We start from the raw sequence: 21160 nt of genomic DNA, 5'->3' as shown, positions 1-21160 counted from the left end.
ACCCAGTGCCTGCTGCGGCGGGGCGGCGGGGTCGACGGGTTGCGCGGCGGGCTGGGGAGGGTTGCAGTCGACCGTGGTGGCCAGATCCTCGTCGTCGCCGAGGACGCCGATCCACACGACGGCGCCGAGCAGGGCGAGGACCGCGAACACCACGAGGATCGGCATCGCCCGCCGCCGCCGGAACGGACGACCCTTGTCGTCGAGCGGGCTGCCTTCGGTGATCAGTGAAACCACAGTGTGCCTCGACCTCTCCTACGAACTGCGCTTCGTACGTTGCACCCGTGCAGCGCACCGATACAGGGCCCGGCCACACGTCGTGGCGCAGGTTCGGCACCTACCTTAGATCCCTGGCACGTCATAACCCCGAACCCGTCCCCGTTGTGGAATGTCACAGCTTGCTGTGGTGTTGGTGACGATTAGCAGACAATTTGCGCGATCGGTCGATTCGGTTACGACTTTTGTACTTCCTTCGGCTACTGTCTGGCGGCCCCAGTCGTTCAAAGCGTGCAGAACGAGGGTCGGCAGAAGATGACAAAAGAGGCGTAGATCATGTTTCCGGGGCGTGGTTCCGGGCACGAACCCATTCGCTGCAGCGTTGTGCAGCCGCGGGGTGTGATCTGCGCCGAGGCGGTTTTCGTGTGGGCGGTCGACCAACAATCGGTTCGACGTACCGCACGGGCCGGGATACACCGAAGAGGATGAGGGGAAGGCGACATGGCAACTGACTACGACGCACCGCGGCGAACAGAGTCCGACGAGGTTTCGGAGGATTCACTGGAGGAACTGAAGGCGCGACGCAACGAGGCTCAGTCGGCTGTTGTCGACGTCGACGAGTCCGACACCGCGGAATCGTTCGAACTGCCCGGCGCGGATCTGTCCGGTGAAGAGCTCTCGGTGCGGGTCGTGCCGAAGCAGGCCGACGAATTCACGTGTTCGAGCTGTTTCCTGGTGCACCACCGCAGCCGACTCGCCAGCGACGCGGGCGGAGTGCTGGTGTGCAGGGACTGCGCGGCCTGAGCGGCGGCGAGTACGAGAGGCGGACGGTGGGAGGCCACCGTCCGATCAGTCTCCGTCCGCCTGCGGGCGGGCACGGTTGACGGCGGCCAGCAGCTCGGCCGGCCGTCGTGTACTGATCAACCAGTAGGGGGTCGGGTCCTCGGGGTCGTCGAGCACGATCAGTGCCATCGGCTTGACCCACACCCGGTGTTGCACGAACGCGGCGGGGTCGAGCTGACGACCGAGAGCCGCGCTCTTCGCCGAACCGGGCACTTCGGCGACCCGCGCGATGACGTCCAGCGGCAGATGCGCCTGGCCGACCCGCAGGTGGACACCGTTCGGTTCCTCGACGACCTCGACGCGGAGTCGGCTGAGCCAGACGAGTCCCCACACGGGCAGGGGAAGCAGAAGTACGTACGGCAGCCAGGCGCGCAGACCCGGCGCACCCATGTGCACCTCCGCGGCGAGCAGACCGGCGACGAACAAGCCCACTGCCCACCACCAGACGGGCACCCACAGGCGCTCGGAGTACAGCACGGGCGAGGTGTTATCGGTGGGCGCGACTTCGGGCCGGGACGTTTGTGACACCCGACCAGGATAGTCGGTGTCTGAGAGTAGGCTCGGTGCACGTGAGCGACCTATCTCCCGGCCTTTCTCCCGCCGCGACCCCCGTCCTTCCGCCCGTCGCCCTCCAGCGGCTGGACCCCGACATTCCGGTACCGCAGCGTGCGCACGACGGCGACGCCGGTGTCGACCTGTGCAGCACCATCGATGTGACCATCGAGCCGGGGCGCCGGGTCCTCGTCGGAACCGGCATCGCGATCGCGCTGCCGCTGGGCACGGTCGGGCTTATCCATCCCCGCTCCGGGCTGGCCGCAAAATCGGGTCTGTCGGTGGTCAACACCCCCGGCACCATCGATGCCGGGTACCGCGGCGAGATCAAGGTGTGCCTGATCAATCACGACCTCGAGACCCCGATCGAGATCCGCCGGGGCGACCGGATCGCCCAACTGCTCGTCCAGCGGGTCGAACTGGTGTCGTTCGTCGAGGTCCCGTCGCTCGACGGCACCACCCGCGGCAGTGACGGACACGGGTCGAGCGGAGGCCACGCGAGCCTCGTCGGCAATGCCAGTGAAGGAGCCTGATCATGTTCGGACGTCGTAAGAAGAAGGAAGCCGAGGACGACCGGCCCGGTTTCTTCGAGGACGCCGAGACGGACGCCGAGGCCGGCGACGCCGACGCGGACTACGAGGACGACTACGACGCCGTGACCGAGGTGGACGGCGGTCCGTACGACGCCGACGACCTCGAGTCGGGCGCCGACCTCACCGTCGGTGAGGTGGGAACCCGCCTCGACCTCGGTTCCGTGCTCGTCCCGATGCCGCAGGGCGCCCAGTTGCAGGTCGAGATGGCGCCTGACGGGTCGCCGCAGGCCGTGCATCTCGTCACCCAGCACGGGCGCATCACGGTGGCCGCGTACGCCGCCCCGAAGTCTCCGGGCCAGTGGCGGGAAGTCGCGGGCGACCTCGCAGAATCGCTGCGCAACGACAACGCGACGGTGAGCGTCGAGAGCGGACCGTGGGGACGCGAGGTCTTCGCCGTCACCCCGAACGCCGACCTGCGCTTCATCGGCGTCGATGGCTACCGGTGGATGGTGCGCTGCGTGGTCGCGGGACCGAGCGGTGGCAACACGGCCGACACGGAGCTCGTCGCGACCGCCAGGGCGATCCTGCGCGACACCGTCGTGAAGCGGGGCAACGAGCCGAACCCGGTGCGAACGCCGCTGCCGGTGGTCCTGCCCGAGGCCCTCGCCCAGCAGCTGGCCGCCGCTCACCAGCAGCAGCTGGCGCAGCAGCAGGGTGCCGCTCCGCAGCAGCCCGCGCCGCAGCAGCCGGCTCCGGCGGGTCCGCAGGGCGAGCAGCAGGCGCCCCCCGCGGAGGCACCGCCGCAGCCGCAGCAGCGTCGCGGCGAATCGGGTTCGGCGATGCAGCAACTCGGTCGCTGATCCCGGTCCCGGAGATTCGACGCTCAGGTCCTGTGCAGTACCGAGTCGAGTGCATCGAGACTGGCGTAGCCGAGAATCGCCGGGTCGGCGCCGATCTCGTCCAGCGACATCGTGACGAGGCCCGCGTGCGGTAGTCGCTCGGACCACTCGTGGGCGACCTCGAGGGGATGCACGGCGTCGTCGGTGGCGGCGGCGATCCCCACCGGCACCGTGATGCGCTCGAGGTCGCCGACACCGGGGGCGTGGTACTGGGACGCCTCGTCCAGTGCGGCGGGAAGGTGCGGCCACTGCGATCGCCACGATTTCGCCAGTTCCCGGCCCAGCCAGGGCGGGCTGGAGGCGATCATCTCGGCAGTGACCTGTTCGAGGCCGTCCGCCCGCAGCCGGGCCGCGGTGAACCGGGCGCTGGCGGCGGCGGGAGCGTCCGCGGCGGTCCCGGTCCACGCGGGCAGTGCCGCGAGGACGCCCGCGACGCGATCCGGGTGTGATCCTGCCCACTGCAGTGCCACGGCGGCCCCGATGGAGACCCCTCCGACGAGGATGCGCCCGTGCCGGGCGGCCGCGGCGTCGAGCGCGTCGACGTAGCTTTCGACGACTCGCCGGGGGTCGGGTTCGACTGCAGCCGTGCGCACTCCACGGCAGGTCAGGGGCTCGGTGAAGGCGCGGGCCACGAAGTCCGCGTCGGATCCCGTACCCGGGAGCACAACGGCAACGGAGGGACGGTCATCAGAGGGCATGTGACGATCCTGCCTCGTCCCTCACGGTGCGCCTCCGGTGGTGTGGTTGCCGGGAACCAATGGGTCTACAGTGGCGAATACACAGCCCTACGAGCGGCGCGAAGATCTCGCGTCGCACATGCTCCAGGAGCGCGCAATGGCACCCGCCACGGCAGGATATTTTCGTCGGCTGACTCGCAGGCTCACCGAGGACCTCGAGCAGCTGGACGCCGAGGAAATGGCCGAGACGTCTCAGGCGTCCGGCGCACAACGTGCCTGCGACTGCAGCCGCGGCGAAGAGGTCACCATGCTGGGACGGCTCCGTAGTGTCGAAGCCTGTCCGAAGTCCGGGAACGCCAGCATCGAAGCCGAATTCTTCGACGGCACGGAACAGATCAAGTTGGTGTGGATCGGCCGGCGGAGGATTCCGGGTATCGAGCCGGGCAAGACTCTGCTGGTTCGTGGACGTGTCGGCGAACGCGACGGCCAGAAGGTGATCTTCAACCCGTATTACGAGTTGCGCGGCGAATCCTAGGGGCCGCCCCATGTGGCACTCTCGTTGAGTGACCGAAACGAAGCAGCAATCCATACTCGAACAGCTCGGTGGGATCAGCGGGCTGATCTATTCGACCCTGCCCATCCTGGTCTTCGTTCCGGTCAACGGTGTGTGGGGCCTGGGTCCGGCGATCTGGGCGGCCCTCGGTGTCGCCGTCGCCATTCTCCTCTGGCGCCTCGTCCGCCACAGCCCCATCCAGCCCGCGGTGTCCGGGTTCTTCGGCGTCGGCATCTCCGCGTTCATCGCCTACCGCACGGGCGATGCCAAGGGATACTTCCTGTTCGGGATCTACACGAGCCTCGCGTACGGAGCGGTGTTCTTGCTCTCGATTCTGGTGCGCTGGCCGCTCGTCGGCCTGATCTGGGGATTCCTCAACGGCCACGGCAACCTCTGGCGGCGCCATCGTGGCGCGGTACGGGCCTACGACGTGGCCACTGGCGCCTGGGCGCTGGTGTTCGCGGCCCGCTACCTCGTGCAGTCGCAACTTTACGATTCGGACCAGACCGGGTGGCTCGCGTTCGCGCGCATCGCGATGGGCTGGCCGTTGGCGGGATTGGCGCTCCTGGTGACGATCTGGGCTGTGCGCCGGGCTGACCGGATCGTCGAACCGGGACCCTCGGACGAGGTCGGCGAACCGACGGACGACACGGAAGCAGGCGGCCCCCGGGACGAGCCCGGCCGCACCTGAGCTCGGCGCCCCTCGTAAGGGGACAGCGGGGGTGCTGACCGGTTGTGCCGGAGACGAAGTCGCCGAACCGATCAGGCCACGAGGTCCTGGTACTCGGGATGCTTCGACACGAATTTCACGACGTACGGGCACACCGGGCGCACCCGCAGTCCACGGCGGCGCAGATCGTCCAGAGCCGCACTCACGAGCGTCCGGGCGAGTCCGAGTCCCTCGTACCGCGGATAGATCTCGGTGTGAACGAAAACGCGTACGTCCCCGTCGACTTCGTACTGCTCGATTCCCGCGAGTTCACCGTCGGCGTGGATCTCGTACCGGCTCTGCTGCGGGCTGTCGGTGACGACGATGCTCTCGGGTGTTGCGGTGGTACTCAACGGATCCTCCCGGGTGTCGATCGGTCCCCGCCGGGTCAGGAGAGCCCGACGGCCGCTCGAAGGTCGTCCTCGACGTCCACGGACGCGACGAACAGCAGTTCGTCGCCGCCCTCGAGCGGATCGTCCTGCTGCGGCACGATGACCCGTCCGCCGCGGAGGATGGTGACCAGGGCGGCGTCGCGGGGCAATTGCAGCTTGCGGACGGGTTTCCCGGCGAGCGGAGTGTTGTCGGGCAGCGTGACCTCGACGAGGTTGGCCTGCCCCTGGCGCAGCGTCATCAGCCGCACGAGATCGCCGACCGACACCGCCTCCTCCACCAGCGAGGCGAGCATCCGGGGGGTGGAGACGGCGACGTCGACTCCCCACGACTCGTCGAACAACCACTCGTTGCGGGGATCGTTGACGCGGGCCACCACTCGACTGACCCCGAACTCGGTCTTCGCGAGGAGGCTGAGGACCAGGTTGGCCTTGTCGTCACCGGTGGCCGCGATCACCACCTCGTAGGTTTCGAGGGACGCCGTTTCGAGGCTGCTCAGCTCGCACGCGTCGGCGTGGACCCAGGTCGCCTCGGGCACCGACTCCTGCTCGACGTGCTCGAGCTTGCGTTCGATCAGCATGACGTCGTGTTCGCTGCGGACCAGTTCGCGCGCGATCGAGCGTCCGACTGCGCCAGCTCCTGCGATTGCGACTCTCATCGATTGCTTCCGTTCGGGTGGTCGATCGTGAACATTCTCACTGCCGTCTCAGTCGTCCGAAGGCGGGGGATTGCCCGCGAGCGCGACGGCCTCGGCCACCGTTCCCGACACGGCCGCGATGTACACCTGGTCGTCGGCCTGGAAGACCGTCTTGCGGTCGGGAAGGACGCCGGTGCCGAAGCGGATGATGAACGCGACACGCGAATTCGTCGCCGCCTCGAGTTCGGCGACGGGCCTGCCGATCCAATCCTCGTGCAGGGACAACTCGGTGACCGCGACGGTCCCGGACGGATCGCGCCACTTGGCGGTCTGGCTGTCGCGGGTGAGGGTGTGCAGGAAGCGGTCCGTCGACCACGGGACGGTGGCGACGGTGGGGATCCCGAGCCGCTCGTACACGGCGGCACGCTTGGCGTCGTAGATCCGGGCGACGACGCGCTCCACGCCGAACGTTTCCCGGGCCACGCGTGCGGAAATGATGTTGGAGTTGTCTCCGGACGACACGGCGGCGAATGCCTCTGCGCGCTCGATACCGGACTTGACCAGCACGTCACGGTCGAATCCCATGCCGACGACGGTGCGTCCGGGGAAGTCGGGTTCGAGACGCAGGAATGCGGCAGGGTCGCGATCGATGACCGCGACCTCGTGGCCGATCCGGGTCAGCGAGCCAGCGAGGGATGAGCCGACCCGGCCGCATCCCATGATGACCACATACACCTTGTACTCCGTTCATGGGCTCTGGTGTCACGTCTCGAGTACGTGCGTACCGAATCGAACCGTACAGTGCCCAGGCGGAAGAGCAACCGAGACAGAGATCGCAATCCGGACACATTGGTGGGTGAGGGTCCAGGTTTTCTGCGGACGGCTTACGCTTTGGCAGTGTCAAAGCTCTCGACCGCCACAAAGCGGCTACTGCTAGGCAGACCCTTCCGGAGCGACAAGCTCGGGCACACGCTGCTTCCCAAGAGGATCGCCCTCCCGGTCTTCGCCTCCGATGCGATGTCGTCGGTGGCCTACGCACCCGAGGAAATCTTCCTGGTGCTGTCGGTGGCGGGCATCTCCGCCTACGCCTACACCCCCTGGATCGGACTTGCCGTCGCCGCGGTGATGGCGGTGGTGGTCGCCAGTTACCGGCAGAACGTGCACGCCTACCCGTCGGGCGGCGGCGACTACGAAGTCGCGACCGTCAATCTCGGTCCCAACGCGGGTCTGACCGTGGGCAGCGCCCTGCTGGTGGACTACGTCCTCACGGTCGCGGTCTCCATCTCGTCGGCCGCGTCCAACATCGGTTCGGCGGTGCCGTTCGTGGCCCAGCACAAGGTGCTGTTCGCGGTCGCGGCCATCGTGCTGCTGACTGCCATCAACCTGCGTGGCATCCGTGAATCCGGTGCCGCCTTCGCGATCCCGACATACGCGTTCATCGCCGGCATGGCCCTGATGCTGCTGTGGGGGTTCTTCCAGATCTTCGTCCTCGGCGACGACCTGCGCGCCGAATCGTCCGGATTCGAACTCGAGGCCGAGGACTCCCACCTGTACGGGATCGCGTTCGCGTTCCTGATCGCGCGGGCCTTCTCCTCCGGCTGTGCGGCACTGACCGGTGTGGAGGCGATCAGCAACGGTGTTCCCGCCTTCCAGAAGCCCAAGTCCCGCAACGCGGCCACCACGCTGCTGCTGCTGGGATCGATTGCCATCGTGCTCCTGATGGGCATCATCATCCTGGCCCAGAAGATCGGGATCGTGTACGCGCACAGCCCGGCCGAACAGCTGATCGGCGCCCCAGCCGGGTATCACCAGAAGACTCTGATCGCGCAGATCGCGGAGACGGTGTTCGGTGGTTTCCCCATCGGCTTCTATTTCATCGCCGTCGTGACGGCCCTGATCCTCGTGCTGGCCGCCAACACGGCCTTCAACGGGTTCCCCGTGCTCGGCTCGATCCTCGCGCAGGACCGCTACCTGCCCCGGCAGTTGCACACCCGCGGCGACCGACTGGCGTTCAGCAACGGCATTCTGTTCCTGTCCGGGGCGGCGATCGCGTTCGTCGTCCTGTTCGGCGCCGAGGTGACCAAGCTGATCCAGCTGTACATCGTCGGCGTGTTCGTCTCGTTCGTGCTGAGCCAGACGGGCATGATCCGGCACTGGACCCGGCACCTGACGACGGAGAACGACCCGGTTCAGCGCCGGCGGATGCACCGCTCCCGGGTGATCAACTCCATCGGCCTCGCCATGACCGGCGCCGTCCTGATCATCGTGCTCATCACGAAGTTCGCGGCAGGCGCCTGGATCGCGATCGTGGCCATGGTCGCCATCTTCGTGGTGATGAAGATGATCCGGAAGCACTACGACAGCGTCGCGCGGGAGCTCGAGGAACAGGAATGGGACGGGGTGCTGCCCAGCCGGACTCACTCCATCGTCCTCGTCTCCAAGCTGCACATGCCGACGATGCGCGCGCTCGCCTATGCCCGGGCCACACGGCCGGACACCCTCGAGGCGATTACGGTGAACGTCGACGAACCCGACACCCGGGCGCTCGTGCGCCAGTGGGAGAAGACCGACATCGCGGTGCCGCTCAAGGTGATCGAGTCGCCGTACCGCGAGATCACCAAACCCGTGCTCGACTACGTGCGGCGCGTCCGGAAGGACTCGCCGCGGGACGTCGTCACCGTGTTCATCCCGGAGTACGTGGTGGGGCACTGGTGGGAGCAGATCCTGCACAACCAGAGTGCGCTGCGGCTCAAGAGCCGCCTGCTGTTCCAGCCGGGTGTGATGGTCACCAGCGTTCCGTGGCAACTGAACTCGTCCGAGAAGGCGAAGACACTGAACATCGAATACACGGCCGGGGCGTCACGCCGCGGGTACGAACCCGACGACAAGTGACGGGCGAGAAGCGTTGAGTGAGAACTGGTCGGACCGCCGCATCGAACTGCGGCTGGGAAATCCCGGGCACGGCGGTTTCGTCGTCGCCCGCCATGAGGGGCGCGTGGTCTTCGTCCGGCACGGACTGCCCGGCGAGCGGGTGATCGCCCTCGTCACCGAGGACCGCGGCGGGTCCTACTGCCGGGCCGACGCGATCGAGATCCTCGACGCGTCCCCGGAGCGGGTCACCCCGGTGTGCCCGGTGTCGGGTCCGGGCGGCGCGGGGTGTTGCGACTTCTCGCACGCGAGCCTGCACGTGCAGCGGGACATGAAGGCGCAGGTCGTGGCCGAGCAGTTGGCGCGGCTCGCGCGGGTGCAGCGGGACGTGGACGTCGAGGAACTGCCCGGCACCGGAGACGGCACCGGCTGGCGCACGCGGGTGCGGCTCGCCGTCGACCCGGACGGCCGCCCCGGCTATCACCGGCACCGCAGTTCCGGGATCGTCACGGACCTGGCGTGCCCGCAGATCGAGTCGGCCGCCTACGACGGTGTGAGCGAACACGATTGGAAGCCCGGCAGCGAGGTGCAGATCGTTCTCGACGGCGCGGGGGAGCGGCACGTGGTCGAGATCGCTCCGCCGAAGGTGTCGCGGACCGGCCGTACGAGTCGAGGGCGCCGCGGTGCCATGGCACGTCGCGCTGCCAGCGGTGCGCCGCGCGCCGAGCGGGTGGTCGTCGGATCGGGTCGCCCGGTGGAGCGGGTGCGCGACCGGGAATGGGCGCTGGCCGCCACCGGGTTCTGGCAGGCGCATCGCGGGGCCGCGGAAACGTATTCGGCCGTGGTCTCCGAATGGGCCGGGATGTCCGCGGGTGAGACTGCATGGGACCTGTACGGGGGAGTGGGTGTGTTCGCCGCCGCCCTCGCCGGCGGCGCCGGGCCGTCGGGGCACGTGGATTCCGTCGAGTCCTCGCGCCAGGCCGTCGCGGACGGGAAGGCGGCACTCTCCGACCTGCCGCAGGTGCGGTTCCACGCCGACCGGGTAGAGCGCGCCATCTCCGGGCTCGCCTCCCCGCCGCAGGTCGTGGTGCTCGATCCGCCGCGTGCGGGTGCCGGACGTGACGTGATCGGTGCGGTCGCCGCCGCGGGCGCCGAACGGGTCGTGCACGTGGGATGCGACCCGGCGTCGTTCGCCCGCGACATCGGTCTGTACCTCGCGCAGGGATATCATGTCGACGAGCTGCGCGCGTTCGATGCGTTCCCTCTCACCCACCACGTGGAGTGCATCGCGTTGCTGACGCGCTGACAGCGGCGCATCGTTACCGAACGCAACAAAACGTTATAGTCGGCCCGCAAGTAGTGGGTGTGTGGGACGGGGACTGGATGTCGGTACAGGCAGATACTGCGCAAGCGCTCGTCGATGCGGTGTTCGCACTCGGGCGGTCGCTGCGGGCGGTGGTCTCCGCGAGCGGCGAGACCCCTATCCCGCCGGCGCTGACGAGCGTGCTCTTCGTGCTCGCCGCGCGCGGGGAGTGCCGCCAGAACGAACTGGCCGCCGACCTGTGCGTCAGTCAGTCCTCGCTGAGCAGGCAGATTTCCGAACTGGTCGACGCGGGATACGTGTCGCGCGCCGCCGATCCTGACGACAAGCGTGCCTCCCGCATTCGGGTGTCGCCGAACGGGATGGACATTCTGCGCGAGACGACCGAGCGCCGGGCCGAACGGCTGCGCGGCATGCTCGAAGGCTGGTCCCAGGAACAGGCGCTCGCGGCGGTGACGTCGCTGACGCAGCTCAACGACACGTTCGCCGCGTCGGTCCAGCAGCGGGGCCCCCGGGCCTAGACGAGACGCCACCGCACGCGGACGTCGACCCGCGTCGGTTTCTCGCCGCGTTCGACTGCGATCGGGGAGTCGGCCGCCGCGAACGCCTTCGCGACCGGCCGCGGGGACACGTCACCGATGTCGACTTCCGCGATGTCGAGCACCTCGCCCAGCACACGACGCGACAGCGAGGCGTACTGCTCCGCCTTGGCGAGAGCATCGGCCCAGGCCCGGTCCCGGGCTGTCGCCGTCAGCGCGGCAGGATCGGCGAAGTCGAATTCGAGTCCGCCGAGACGGATGTCGTCGCCGCCCGCGCCGACGCAGGCGGCCACCACCTGCGCCGGTGACGATGCGGACGCCCCGGCCTCGCGGACGGTGATCTGCAGCGTCGTCGCGGCGGTGTAGCCGGTCACCTCGCTGCCCCGGCCCTCGGTCCAGGTGGTCTCGGAGTGCACGGAGAGCCCGGTGGTCGTGAGGTCGGGCCCCGAGACGCCGTACCCGTGCAGGGTGTCCGTGACGGCGGTGGTGGACCGGGCGACGGCCTCGAACGCGTCGGCCACCGCGGGTCGCGTCGCGGTCACGGTGACGGCGGCGCGGACGAGATCCGGAACCGCCGACACGATTCCGGATCCCCGCACCGTCACCGATCTCTCGGTGTGATCGGTGGCCGCCACCGTCACGACTTACGGTTGTACAGGCGCATCGTCAGTGGTCCGAAGATCACGACGAACCCGGCGCACCACCCGAACACGACGGCGAGATCCGCCATCTCCACCGTCCCGGCCATGAGCCCGCGGATGGACGTCACCAGCTTGCTGATCGGGTTGACGCCGACGAACGCCTGCAGCCAGCCCGGCATGGTCGCGGGGTCGACGAAGATGTTGCTGGCGAATGTCAGCGGAAACAGGATGAACATCGACACACCCATGACCGCCTGCTCGGTGCGCATGAGCATCGCGAACATCGTCCAGATCCAGGACAGACTGAACGAGAACAGCAGTAGCAGGCCGATCGACGCCACCACACCGACGAGACCGCCGTCCGGGCGGAATCCCAGGACGAGCCCGAGGATCAGGACGATGATCGAGGCGATCGTGTAGCGGACGACGTCACCGAGCAGCGCGCCGACGAGTGGGGACGGACGCCAGATCGGGAGCGACCGGAACCGGTCGAACACACCCTTCTCGATGTCCTTGTTGAGTGTCAGCCCGGTGTACATGGTGATCATGACGACCGTCTGCACGAGGATGCCCGGCAGAAGGAACTGCACGTAGGCACTGGTCGAACCGGCCAGCGCGCCGCCGAAGAGGTACGTGAACATCAACGTGAACATGATCGGGAACATCGTCACGTCGAACAGTTGCTCGGGCACGTGCTTGATCTTGAGCAGGGCTCGCCAGCCGAACGAGAGCGAGGTGGACCACGCGGTGGGTCTCGCGGGCCTCGGGCCGGGCATCTTCAGGACGTCGGCGACAGCGGTGGCGGTGTCGGCGGTCCGGTCGGTGGTGGAGGTCATGACGCATGGTCCTCGGTGGGTCGGCCGGTGAGGGAGAGGAAGACTTCGTCGAGGCTCGGTTGCCCCAATGCGAATGTGCTGACGGCGATTCCGGCGTCGTCGAGTGCGGGCAGCGCCCGCGAGACCCGGGCGGGGTCGTCGATACGGGCGGTGAGGGCGGCCGGATCGGCTTCTTCGGTGATCGGCACCTCGAGCACGTTCCTCAGCAGCGCTGCCGCCGCGGGACGGGTTGCGGTGTCGGTGACCCGCACGTGCAGGGCACCCGACCCGACGGAGGCCTTCAGTTCACCGGTGGTGCCCTCGGCGATCACCTTGCCGTGGTCGATGACGGCCACCCGGTCGGCGAGTTGATCGGCCTCGTCGAGGTACTGCGTGGTCAGCAGAACCGTCGTGCCGCCGGCCACCAGTGCGCGGACGATCTCCCACACCTGATTGCGACTGCGCGGGTCGAGACCGGTGGTGGGCTCGTCGAGGAAGATCATCTCCGGAGTGACGATGATGCTCGCCGCGATGTCGAGCCTCCGGCGCATACCGCCGGAGTAGTTCTTCACCTGCCGGTTGCCTGCCTCGTCGAGCCCGAAGGCGGACAGCAGCTGTTCGGACCGGGTGCGGGCCGCCGCGCGGGAGTACCCGTACAGCCGGCCGAGCAGCAACAGATTCTCGCTGCCCGTCAGATCCTCGTCGAGCGAGGCGAACTGTCCCGTGAGGGAAACCTTGCTGCGCACGGCGTCCGGTTCGCTCGCGACGTCGTGCCCCAGCACGGTGGCCGTTCCACCGTCGAGGGGCAGGAGCGTGGCCAGCATCCGGATCGCGGTGGTCTTGCCCGCGCCGTTCGGTCCGAGGACGCCGTACACGCCCCCGAGGGGGACGGCCAGATCCAGGCCGTCGACCGCGTGGGTGGATCCGAACGTCTTGACGAGTCCCGTCGTCTCGATGGCCAGCTTTGTCGCTGAGAGCATTGCACCCTGCTTTCGATTCGAGCGTCGTCGATTCCGAGCCCCAAGCCTGTCCGATTTTTCCGATTCGGGCAATCGCATTTCCTGTGGGCGGTCCTGGATCAGGGCCGCAGCAGCGACCGGAGCACCACGTCGAGTTGCTCGTAGGCACCGGCAGCAAGCCGTTCGAGGAGAGCGAGTTTGAGGCCGGGCTCGTGGGCGGCCATGTCGGCGTACCGTTCCGCGGGGAGTACGGCGACGGTGACGTCGGAGTCGGCGCACACGTCGTTGAGGAAGTGCAAGTCGAGCAGCATCGTCATCTCGCCGAAGGTCATGCCCGTCGACAGCGTCATGATCCGGTACACGGCACCCCCGGAATCGGTGACTCTCATGCTGACCCGGCCCGACAGGATCAGAAACAGCCCGCACGCCCGGTCGCCCCGGTGGATGATCTGCTCGTCGCGCGTGAACGTGCGGATATCGAGGTCGCGGGCGAGTCGCCGCAGCTGCTCCGGTGGAAGTCCGGCCAGCACCGGATGTTGCGTGACGTCGATCGATGCCGGCTGGCGGAGGGCGGCGCAGTGCAGGTCGAGGAGGGTGTCCTCGGACCACTGCAGTGCGGCGTCGAGGTCGGCGAACACCCGCCCGCTCGTTCCGGTGAGATCCGACCGCGTGTAGCCCAGCAGCCCCGCCGGATCGACGAGGGCGACCGCGCAGCCGCGACGGGTGAGTTCGTCGCGCAGACTGTCGAGCATGCGGCGCGCGATGCCGCCGACGTCGTCGACCCGCCGGACGTCGATCACCACGACCTCGAGCTCGGTCTCGACCCCGCCGATCTCGCGCACCGCGGACTCCGCGCCGGCGAAGAGGAGGTCGCCGTGCAGCTCGTAGATCCTGCTGCGCTTGCCGACGTCGTCGAGGGCGGCCCGCTCGGCGGGAGTGCGCCGCATCCGCGACGGACCGTCGACGACGGAGTAACTGGCACGGATCGCCGAACGGGCGGCACGGGTGACATGGAGGAAATGCAACTCCAACTCGGCCGACAAGGCCCGGCACGCCTCCACCCCGCGCACGCTGTTGCCGTGCTCGTCGAGGCGCGGCGAGTAGACGGCGATGCCGATCTGCCCCGGCAGGACCGCGATGATGCCGCCGCCGACGCCGCTCTTGGCTGGCAACCCCACCTCGTACACCCACTTGCCCGCGGCGTCGTACATGCCGCACGTCGACATCACGCTCAGAACCCGCTCGACGAGGGCCGGGTCGAGAACGGTCTCCCGGGTGACGGGGTTGACGCCGTTGTTCGCCATCGTCGCAGCCATCACGCTCAGGTCCCGGCACGTCACGTCGACGGAGCACTGGCGGAAGTAGAGGTCGACGGCCTCGTCGGGGTCGCCGGTGATGATGTCGAACGAGCGCAGCATGTGGCCGATGGCCCGGTTGCGGTGCCCGGTCCGTGACTCGGACTCGTATACCGACCGGTTGAACGTCAGGTCCCGTCCGGCGTAGCGGGAGTACGCGGTCCGGATACGTTCGAACCGGGTGTCCAGGTCGGGTCCGGCCACCAGCGACGCCGCGGTGATCGCCCCGGCGTTGATCATGGGATTGCGCGGTCGCTCCGTCCGGGGGTCGAGGCTGATCTCGTTGAACGGTTCCCCGGACGGTTCGACGTCGATCTTCTCGGCGACGGCGCCGGACCCGCGATCGGCGAGCGCCAGGGCATACGTGAACGGTTTCGAGATGGACTGGATCGTGAACGGCAGGCGGGTGTCGCCGACCTCGTACACGAAGCCGTCCACGGTGGCGATGCAGATTCCGAACGAGTCGGGGGCGACCGCGGCGAGTTCGGGAATGTAGTCGGCGAGCTCGCCGCTGCGGTTCTCCCGGGTCGCGGCGAAGACTTTCCCGATCAGCGCGTCCACCACGGTGCTCATGAGTCGACCCTAGAGGCTGTTCACGACGCTGTCGGGTGTTCCGAGGGGCCCGTCCGGCGGCACAATTGTGTGAAGCCGGTCACGGTCGTGGCCGGGATGCCCGAGGACGAGCCCACGATACGGGGCCGCACCGGCCCATACCGTGTGTCCCGCACTCCGGCGGCTCCGTAGACTGGTTCCACTGTGACGTGACACGAAGCCACGGCAGAGGCACGCAAGGCGGCGTGCATCACGGAGGGAGCGATCTCGTTGGGTGTTCTTGCCCGTATCCAGACGCCTGACGATCTTCGTCAGCTGAATTCGGCGGAGATGAAGCAGCTCGCCGCGGAGATTCGTGAGTTCCTCGTGCAGAAGGTCGCGGCGACCGGTGGGCATCTCGGCCCCAACCTGGGCGTCGTCGAACTGACCCTCGCGTTGCACCGCATCTTCGAGTCGCCCGCCGACCCGATCATCTTCGACACGGGCCACCAGGCGTACGTCCACAAGATCCTCACCGGCCGCAAGGACGATTTCGACTCGCTCCGCAAGCAGGGAGGCCTGTCCGGGTACCCGTGCCGGGCGGAGAGCGACCACGACTGGGTCGAGTCCTCGCACGCATCGGCGTCGCTGTCGTACGCGGACGGCCTCGCGAAGGCCTTCGAACTGACCGGTCAGGACCGCCACGTCGTGGCCGTCGTGGGTGACGGCGCACTGACCGGCGGCATGTGCTGGGAGGCCCTGAACAACATCGCGGCAGGCAAGGACCGCTCGGTGGTCATCGTCGTCAACGACAACGGCCGCTCGTACGCGCCGACCATCGGTGGTCTCGCCGACCACCTCGCGGCTCTCCGCCTCCAGCCGGGATACGAGCGCATCCTCGACAGTGGCCGCCGGATGGTGAAGAAACTTCCGTGGGTGGGCCGTACCGCCTACTCGGTCCTGCACGGCATGAAGGCGGGCCTCAAAGACGCCGTGGCCCCGCAGGTGATGTTCACGGACCTCGGCATCAAGTACCTCGGGCCGGTCGACGGACACGACGAGGCCGCGCTCGAATCCGCGCTGCGCCGCGCGAAGGCGTTCGGTGGCCCGGTCATCGTCCACGCCGTCACCCGCAAGGGCATGGGGTACGCGCCCGCCGAGAACCACGTGGCCGATCAGATGCACTCGACCGGCGTGATCGACCCGATCACGGGTAAGTCGGCCGGGTCGGCGTCCGCCGACTGGACGTCGGTGTTCTCGGCCGAGCTGATCGATCAGGCGAGCCACCGGCAGGACATCGTGGCGATCACCGCGGCGATGGCGGGCCCGACCGGTCTCGCCGCGTTCGGCGAGAAGTATCCCGACCGGATGTTCGACGTCGGAATCGCCGAGCAGCACGCCGTGACATCGGCGGCCGGCCTCGCCCTGGGGGGTCTGCACCCGGTGGTCGCGGTCTATTCGACGTTCCTCAACCGCGCGTTCGATCAGCTGCTGATGGACGTGGCGTTGCTGAAACTTCCCGTCACCCTCGTTCTCGACCGCGCGGGTATCACCGGCAACGACGGCGCCAGCCACAACGGCATGTGGGACATGTCGCTGCTCGGCATCGTCCCCGGTATGAAGGTCGCGGCTCCCCGCGACACCGCCACCCTGCGGGAGGAACTGGACGAAGCGCTGGCCGTCGACGACGGCCCGACCGCGCTCCGGTTCCCGAAGGGCACGGTCTGCGACGACGTCCCCGCGCTGAGCCGCGTGGACGGTGTCGTCGACATCCTTCGCGCCCCCTCCGGGCGGAACGACGTGCTCATCGTGTCGGTCGGCGCGTTCGCCGGTCTCGCGCTCGCCGCGGCGGAACGCCTGGAACAGCAGGGCATCTCGGCGACCGTCGTCGACCCGCGGTGGGTCCTGCCCGTCCCGGAGTCGCTGGTGAAGCTCGCCGAGGACTACACGATGGTCGTCACCGTCGAGGACAGTGGGCTGCACGGCGGTGTCGGTTCCACCGTGTCCGCCGCGCTGCGGTCGGCCGGGGTCGACGTCCCCTGTCGTGACCTCGGTGTTCCGCAACGGTTCCTCGACCACGCGTCGCGCGCGCAGATCCACGCCGAGCTTGGCCTCACCGCGCAGGACGTCGCCCGGCAGATCACCGGATGGTTCGCCGGCCTCGGGAACCTGCGCCCCGGGCAGCAGAACGGTGTCGTCGCCGACCTCGATGCGCAGCGCGCGGAGAAAAGTGGACAGTAGTACCGGGCGCCCCACACAGAGATCCGGCCGAATCACACTGTGATTCGGCCGGATCCGTTCGTGCCTGGGTCAGGTGTGCATCTCCTCGAGTTCCATCCCCTTCGTCTCCTGGACCTTCGACCGGACGAAGAAGAAGGACAGCAACGCGAAGAACGCGAATAGTCCGTACAGGAACCACAGCCCGACCGAGCGGGTGAGCGGCGGGAACGACAGCGTGACCATGAAGTTCGCGATCCAGTTCGCCGCCGTGCTGATGCCGAGTGCGTAGGCGCGCATGTTGTTGGGGAACATCTCGCCCAGCATCACCCACATGACCGGGCCCCAGGTGGAGGCGAAGAAGATCACGAACAGGTTGGCGCCGATCAGGGCGACCGCCCCCCACGGGCTGGGGAGCACGACGTCGTCGCCGCTGCCCGTCGCCTGGGAGAAGGCGATTGCGGCCATGAGCAGGCTCACGAACATGCCGAGCGAGCCGACCATGAGCAGGATGCGCCTGCCGATCCGGTCGACGAACAGGATGGCGACGAACGTCATGCCCACGTTGATGATCGCGGTGATCACCGACGTGGTGAACGACTCGTTCTCGGTGAAGCCCACCGACTTCCAGAGCGTGGTGGAGTAGTAGAAGATCGCGTTGATACCCACGAACTGCTGGAAGATGGCCATGAAGATGCCGACCCAGACGATGGGCTGCAGCCCGAACTTCGGGCCGCGAATGTCGTCGAACGACGCCGTCGATTCGTGGCGGAGGGTCAGCCGGATCTCGGAGACGCGCTCGTGCGGGTCGACTTCGCCGGTGATGTTCGCGAGGATGTCGGCCGCCTCCTGATCGAGGTGCTTGCCCACGAGGTACCGCGGAGACTCGGGAATGAGCAGGGCGAGAATGCCGTACACGACCGCGGGGACCACACCGACGAGGAACATCCAGCGCCAGGCCTCGAGGTTCAGCCACAACTCGTTCGAGGCGCCGCCCGCGGCGTTCTGCAGCACCGCGTCCGACAGCAGCGCGGCGAAGATGCCGAGAGTAATGGCCAACTGCTGCAGCGACGCCAACGCGCCGCGGTAGCGGGCCGGCGCGATCTCCGCGATGTACGTGGGCGCAATGACCGACGCGATCCCGATGCCGAGGCCTCCGAGGACGCGCCACAGCATCAGGTCGGGGACGCTGAAGGCGAGACCCGCTCCGAGCGAGGACACGACGAACAGCACCGAACCGAGCAGCATCACTTTCTTGCGGCCCCAGCGGTCCGCGAGGCGACCCGCAAACCATGCGCCCACAGCACATCCGAGCAGGGCGATCGCCACGGCGAAGCCCGTGAAGAACGATCCGAGTTCGAAGTGGCCCTGGATGGAATCGACGGCGCCGTTGATGACCGAGCTGTCGAAACCGAAGAGAAATCCACCTACCGCGGCGGCGACGGTGACGCCGATGACCTTCGCGGTGTGTCTTTCGGACATCTGCGTCATCGCATACCTGCTTTCGGCGAGCGTTCCTGATGCGGGCACAGCGGAAATTTGTGTCTCGAATCACGCTACGCCCGAGACCGCCTGTCAGGCGGGAGTTCAGGCACCCGCTTTCGTGGCGGCCTCGCTCAGCTGAGGCGTCAGCTTGTCCAGAACCCACGGTGTCGCGAGAACGCTGGTCTGGCTGAGCCCCGAGATGATCTTCGTGTCCGACAGCGCGACCGCGGTTCCACGCCCGAGGGCACCGAGATTCGCGTAGGCCGGGTTCGCGGCGACGGTGGTGTTCTCCGGGACGAACGCGACCACGACGTCGGCGTCCACATCGGAGATGTTCTCCACGGAGATGTCGGCGAAGAACTTGTCCGGATCATTGGCAGCGGCCAGCTTCTGCACACCGGGAGACACGGTGAACCCGAGCTGGGTCAGCACCTGGACACGGGGATCGGAGGGCATGTAGACGTTGACCGTCGCGGCGTCGGTGTCGAAGTTGATCACCGAGATCGTCTTGCCGGCGAACTCGGGGTGCGCGGCGGCGGTCTGGGCGAGGGTGTCGTCGAGACCGGCCACCAGCTGCTCCGCCTCGGCGCTCTTGCCGAGTGCCTGTCCGACCAGCGTGGTCTGGTCCTGCCACGTGGTCTGCCACGCCTTGTCCGGGTACGCCACCGTGGGGGCGATTCCCGACAGCTTCTCGTACGTTGCCTGGTCGAATCCCTCGTATGGGGCGAGGACGACATCGGGCGCCAGCGAGGCGACGCCCTCGATGGGGGTGGACGTCGCCGTGTCGAGCAACGTGGTCAGGGACGGATCGAATCGGTCCTGCAGCCAGGGCATCACACCGTTCGCCTCGGCGCCGTATGTGTATTTCGGCATGCCGACCGGTGTCTCGCCGAGCGCGTAGACGACGTCCTGGGCGTTCCATCCGAGGGTGACGATGCGTTCGGGCGCCGCGTCGAGGGTTGTCGATCCGAACGTGTTCTCGATGGTGACCGGAAATCCCTCACCGGACGCTTCCGTGGTGCCTCCGCTGTCGCCGGACGAGCACGCGGCGAGGAAGAGGGACGAACTGGCCACGGCGAGTGCGACGGCGAGCTGACGTCTGGCGGTGGGTGCGAACACGGCAACGACTCCTTCGGGGCGAAGATAGAAGGTAAGCCTAACCTAGACTTCATCGCTCGACGGGCGGACGTCGCGACTTCGAATCACCCTGATTGAAACTTCCCGGCCCGGCCCGGCCTGGCGCATTGCCGGGTCGTTGCCGTGTTTCCGCTGGTGAGGCGTTCCGGTCCCGGCGTGGACCCGGCCGATTCACGGGGGCGCCCCGAGCGGCTGTTCGCGGCGACTCCGGGCCCCGCCGAGTGCCGTTAGCGTTTGTCTTCGTCCAGCTCACACGCACTATCGACGAAGGAAACCACGGTGGTGAATCCGACTCCCCTCCAGACGGCGTCGCGCAGTTCCCGCGCGGACCATGCGCGCAGATTCGCCGACCTGCTCCGTCAGCAGATCCACGCGGACTCCTTCGCCGAGCGCGGATTGCCGTCGGAATCGGAGTTGGCCGCCGAGTTCGGCGTGTCGCGCAACGCGGTACGCGACGGACTGGCGCTGCTGAAGCAGGAGGGGCTCATCGACCGGGTCCCGCGCGTGGGAACGCACGTGGCGCAGCGCAAGTACGACCACGGTCTCGACGCCCTGCTCGGGTTGAAGGAGACGCTGAAGGGGCACGGCGAGGTCCGCAACGACGTCCGCGCCGCCCTGGAGATCAGCCCGCCGCCCGCCGTCGCCCGCCGCCTGCAGCTGGAGCCGAGCGAACCTGCCGTCTACATCGAGCGGGTGCGCTATCTCGGCGACCTGCCGCTCAGCCTGGACCTCACGTACCTCGTTCCCGACATCGGAGCCGAGATCCTCGGCCACGACCTCGAAACCAACGACGTGTTCGCGCTGATCGAGGAGGTCTGCGGTCAGCCCCTCGGCTCCGCCGATGTGGCGATCGAATCGGTGAACGCCGACGCCCATTCCGCCGCGAACCTCCAGACGCCCGAGGGTGCGGCGCTCCTGTTGCTCGAACGCCTCACCCGGCTCGTCGACGGACGTCCCGTCGACCTCGAATACATCCGCATGCGCGGTGACCGAATCACCATGCGCAGCAGCCTCGTCCGCCGACCCGACATCACGAACTGGGAGCTCACCTCATGACTTTGGTCAATCAACGAGCCGACGTACCCGTCACCATCGACGAGTCGCTGTGCATCGAGGGCTGCACCCTGTGCGTCGAGATCTGCCCGCTCGATTCGCTGGCCATCAACCCGGAGAACGGCAAGGCCTTCATGCACGTCGACGAATGCTGGTACTGCGGGCCCTGCGCGGCTCGCTGCCCGACCGGCGCGGTCACCGTGAACATGCCGTACCTCCTCCGCTGAGCGAAA

22 protein-coding genes and 1 pseudogene are annotated in these 21160 nt (G+C 67.9%); 11 read left to right on the top strand and 12 right to left on the bottom strand.

Features of this window, described 5'->3' with window-relative positions; genetic code table 11:
• Positions 1-234 (bottom strand): annotated as a pseudogene (locus tag G9373_RS25825) (LytR family transcriptional regulator); the annotation flags it as partial.
• Positions 235-714: 480 nt separating this feature from the next.
• On the opposite strand from G9373_RS25825, the gene G9373_RS25820 reads away from it, so the two are divergent.
• The gene (locus G9373_RS25820; RefSeq protein WP_005240850.1) at positions 715-1017 is read left to right on the top strand and encodes a DUF4193 domain-containing protein; all 303 of its coding nucleotides are present in this window, start codon (positions 715-717) and stop codon (positions 1015-1017) included.
• 45 nt (positions 1018-1062) lie between these two features.
• On the opposite strand, the gene G9373_RS25815 is transcribed toward G9373_RS25820, so the two are convergent.
• Positions 1063-1533, bottom strand: coding sequence for a DUF3093 domain-containing protein (locus G9373_RS25815; RefSeq protein WP_005240851.1), 471 nt, complete (start codon positions 1531-1533; stop codon positions 1063-1065).
• 86 nt (positions 1534-1619) lie between these two features.
• On the opposite strand from G9373_RS25815, the gene dut reads away from it, so the two are divergent.
• Both dut and G9373_RS25805 read left to right on the top strand, forming a co-directional pair.
• Positions 1620-2141 carry a dUTP diphosphatase gene (dut, locus tag G9373_RS25810; protein WP_005569763.1) on the top strand — a complete coding sequence of 174 codons (522 nt, stop codon included), beginning with the start codon at positions 1620-1622 and terminating at the stop codon, positions 2139-2141.
• A gap of 2 nt (positions 2142-2143) precedes the next feature.
• Positions 2144-3001 (top strand): DUF3710 domain-containing protein, encoded by an 858-nt coding sequence (locus G9373_RS25805; protein WP_133986581.1) that lies wholly within the window; start codon positions 2144-2146, stop codon positions 2999-3001.
• Positions 3002-3024: 23 nt separating this feature from the next.
• On the opposite strand, the gene G9373_RS25800 is transcribed toward G9373_RS25805, so the two are convergent.
• Positions 3025-3738, bottom strand: a complete 714-nt coding sequence (locus tag G9373_RS25800) for an alpha/beta hydrolase (RefSeq protein WP_043793458.1) — start codon at positions 3736-3738, stop codon at positions 3025-3027.
• A gap of 136 nt (positions 3739-3874) precedes the next feature.
• Here G9373_RS25800 and G9373_RS25795 point away from each other — a divergent pair, with 136 nt between their 5' ends.
• Together G9373_RS25795 and G9373_RS25790 are read left to right on the top strand one after the other, a co-directional pair.
• Positions 3875-4252 carry an OB-fold nucleic acid binding domain-containing protein gene (locus G9373_RS25795; protein ID WP_005240856.1) on the top strand — a complete coding sequence of 126 codons (378 nt, stop codon included), beginning with the start codon at positions 3875-3877 and terminating at the stop codon, positions 4250-4252.
• 28 nt (positions 4253-4280) lie between these two features.
• Positions 4281-4961 carry a DUF3159 domain-containing protein gene (locus tag G9373_RS25790; protein ID WP_133986582.1) on the top strand — a complete coding sequence of 227 codons (681 nt, stop codon included), beginning with the start codon at positions 4281-4283 and terminating at the stop codon, positions 4959-4961.
• 71 nt (positions 4962-5032) lie between these two features.
• On the opposite strand, the gene G9373_RS25785 is transcribed toward G9373_RS25790, so the two are convergent.
• Genes G9373_RS25785 through G9373_RS25775 form a run of 3 tightly spaced genes read right to left on the bottom strand, consistent with a single transcriptional unit; the run spans position 5033 to position 6741 of the window.
• Complete coding sequence (locus tag G9373_RS25785; protein ID WP_005573331.1) at positions 5033-5332, bottom strand: GNAT family N-acetyltransferase; 300 nt, start codon at positions 5330-5332, stop codon at positions 5033-5035.
• A gap of 35 nt (positions 5333-5367) precedes the next feature.
• Entirely contained in the window at positions 5368-6027 is a 660-nt protein-coding gene (locus G9373_RS25780; RefSeq protein WP_005240868.1) for a TrkA family potassium uptake protein, read from the bottom strand.
• A gap of 48 nt (positions 6028-6075) precedes the next feature.
• A complete protein-coding gene (locus tag G9373_RS25775; RefSeq protein WP_005263967.1) occupies positions 6076-6741 on the bottom strand; it encodes a TrkA family potassium uptake protein in 666 nt (221 codons plus the stop codon).
• Between the two features lie 162 nt (positions 6742-6903).
• Here G9373_RS25775 and G9373_RS25770 point away from each other — a divergent pair, with 162 nt between their 5' ends.
• The 3 genes from G9373_RS25770 to G9373_RS25760 all read left to right on the top strand — a co-directional run bounded on the left by G9373_RS25770 (position 6904) and on the right by G9373_RS25760 (position 10716).
• On the top strand, positions 6904-8898 hold the full coding sequence (locus tag G9373_RS25770; RefSeq protein WP_043793459.1) for an APC family permease: 1995 nt from the start codon (positions 6904-6906) through the stop codon (positions 8896-8898).
• 13 nt (positions 8899-8911) lie between these two features.
• Positions 8912-10180: a TRAM domain-containing protein gene (locus tag G9373_RS25765; protein WP_064081013.1), complete on the top strand. Its 1269-nt coding sequence runs from the start codon at positions 8912-8914 to the stop codon at positions 10178-10180.
• Positions 10181-10257: 77 nt separating this feature from the next.
• A complete protein-coding gene (locus G9373_RS25760; protein ID WP_037207097.1) occupies positions 10258-10716 on the top strand; it encodes a MarR family winged helix-turn-helix transcriptional regulator in 459 nt (152 codons plus the stop codon).
• Here the strand turns inward: G9373_RS25760 and G9373_RS25755 are convergent.
• From G9373_RS25755 to glsA, 4 genes are all read right to left on the bottom strand, one after another.
• Entirely contained in the window at positions 10713-11375 is a 663-nt protein-coding gene (locus tag G9373_RS25755) for an SIMPL domain-containing protein (RefSeq protein ID WP_133986583.1), read from the bottom strand. The genes G9373_RS25760 and G9373_RS25755 overlap by 4 nt on opposite strands.
• The gene (locus tag G9373_RS25750; protein ID WP_005263974.1) at positions 11372-12211 is read right to left on the bottom strand and encodes an ABC transporter permease; all 840 of its coding nucleotides are present in this window, start codon (positions 12209-12211) and stop codon (positions 11372-11374) included. Before G9373_RS25750 ends, G9373_RS25755 begins: the two co-directional genes overlap by 4 nt.
• Positions 12208-13170 (bottom strand): ATP-binding cassette domain-containing protein, encoded by a 963-nt coding sequence (locus G9373_RS25745; RefSeq protein WP_133986584.1) that lies wholly within the window; start codon positions 13168-13170, stop codon positions 12208-12210. The genes G9373_RS25750 and G9373_RS25745 overlap by 4 nt, the downstream gene beginning before the upstream one ends.
• A gap of 98 nt (positions 13171-13268) precedes the next feature.
• A complete protein-coding gene (glsA, locus tag G9373_RS25740; RefSeq protein ID WP_133986585.1) occupies positions 13269-15077 on the bottom strand; it encodes a glutaminase A in 1809 nt (602 codons plus the stop codon).
• A 249-nt stretch (positions 15078-15326) separates the two neighbouring features.
• Between glsA and dxs the strand changes: the two genes are divergently transcribed.
• A complete protein-coding gene (dxs, locus tag G9373_RS25735) occupies positions 15327-17276 on the top strand; it encodes a 1-deoxy-D-xylulose-5-phosphate synthase (RefSeq protein ID WP_043793474.1) in 1950 nt (649 codons plus the stop codon).
• A 69-nt stretch (positions 17277-17345) separates the two neighbouring features.
• On the opposite strand, the gene G9373_RS25730 is transcribed toward dxs, so the two are convergent.
• Entirely contained in the window at positions 17346-18743 is a 1398-nt protein-coding gene (locus G9373_RS25730; RefSeq protein ID WP_005573445.1) for a sugar porter family MFS transporter, read from the bottom strand.
• A gap of 96 nt (positions 18744-18839) precedes the next feature.
• On the bottom strand, positions 18840-19856 hold the full coding sequence (locus G9373_RS25725; protein ID WP_133986586.1) for an iron-siderophore ABC transporter substrate-binding protein: 1017 nt from the start codon (positions 19854-19856) through the stop codon (positions 18840-18842).
• A 297-nt stretch (positions 19857-20153) separates the two neighbouring features.
• Between G9373_RS25725 and G9373_RS25720 the strand changes: the two genes are divergently transcribed.
• Entirely contained in the window at positions 20154-20930 is a 777-nt protein-coding gene (locus G9373_RS25720) for a GntR family transcriptional regulator (protein WP_005573441.1), read from the top strand.
• Positions 20927-21154 (top strand): ferredoxin family protein, encoded by a 228-nt coding sequence (locus G9373_RS25715; RefSeq protein WP_005240903.1) that lies wholly within the window; start codon positions 20927-20929, stop codon positions 21152-21154. The genes G9373_RS25720 and G9373_RS25715 overlap by 4 nt, the downstream gene beginning before the upstream one ends.
• Positions 21155-21160: the final 6 nt, after the last annotated feature.

The sequence above is a fragment of the Rhodococcus sp. A14 genome (assembly GCF_011603105.1).
Classification (GTDB): domain Bacteria; phylum Actinomycetota; class Actinomycetes; order Mycobacteriales; family Mycobacteriaceae; genus Rhodococcus_F; species Rhodococcus_F opacus.
The sequence above is the reverse complement of the archived record's forward strand: the minus strand, read 5'-3'. Positions and strand labels throughout refer to the sequence as shown.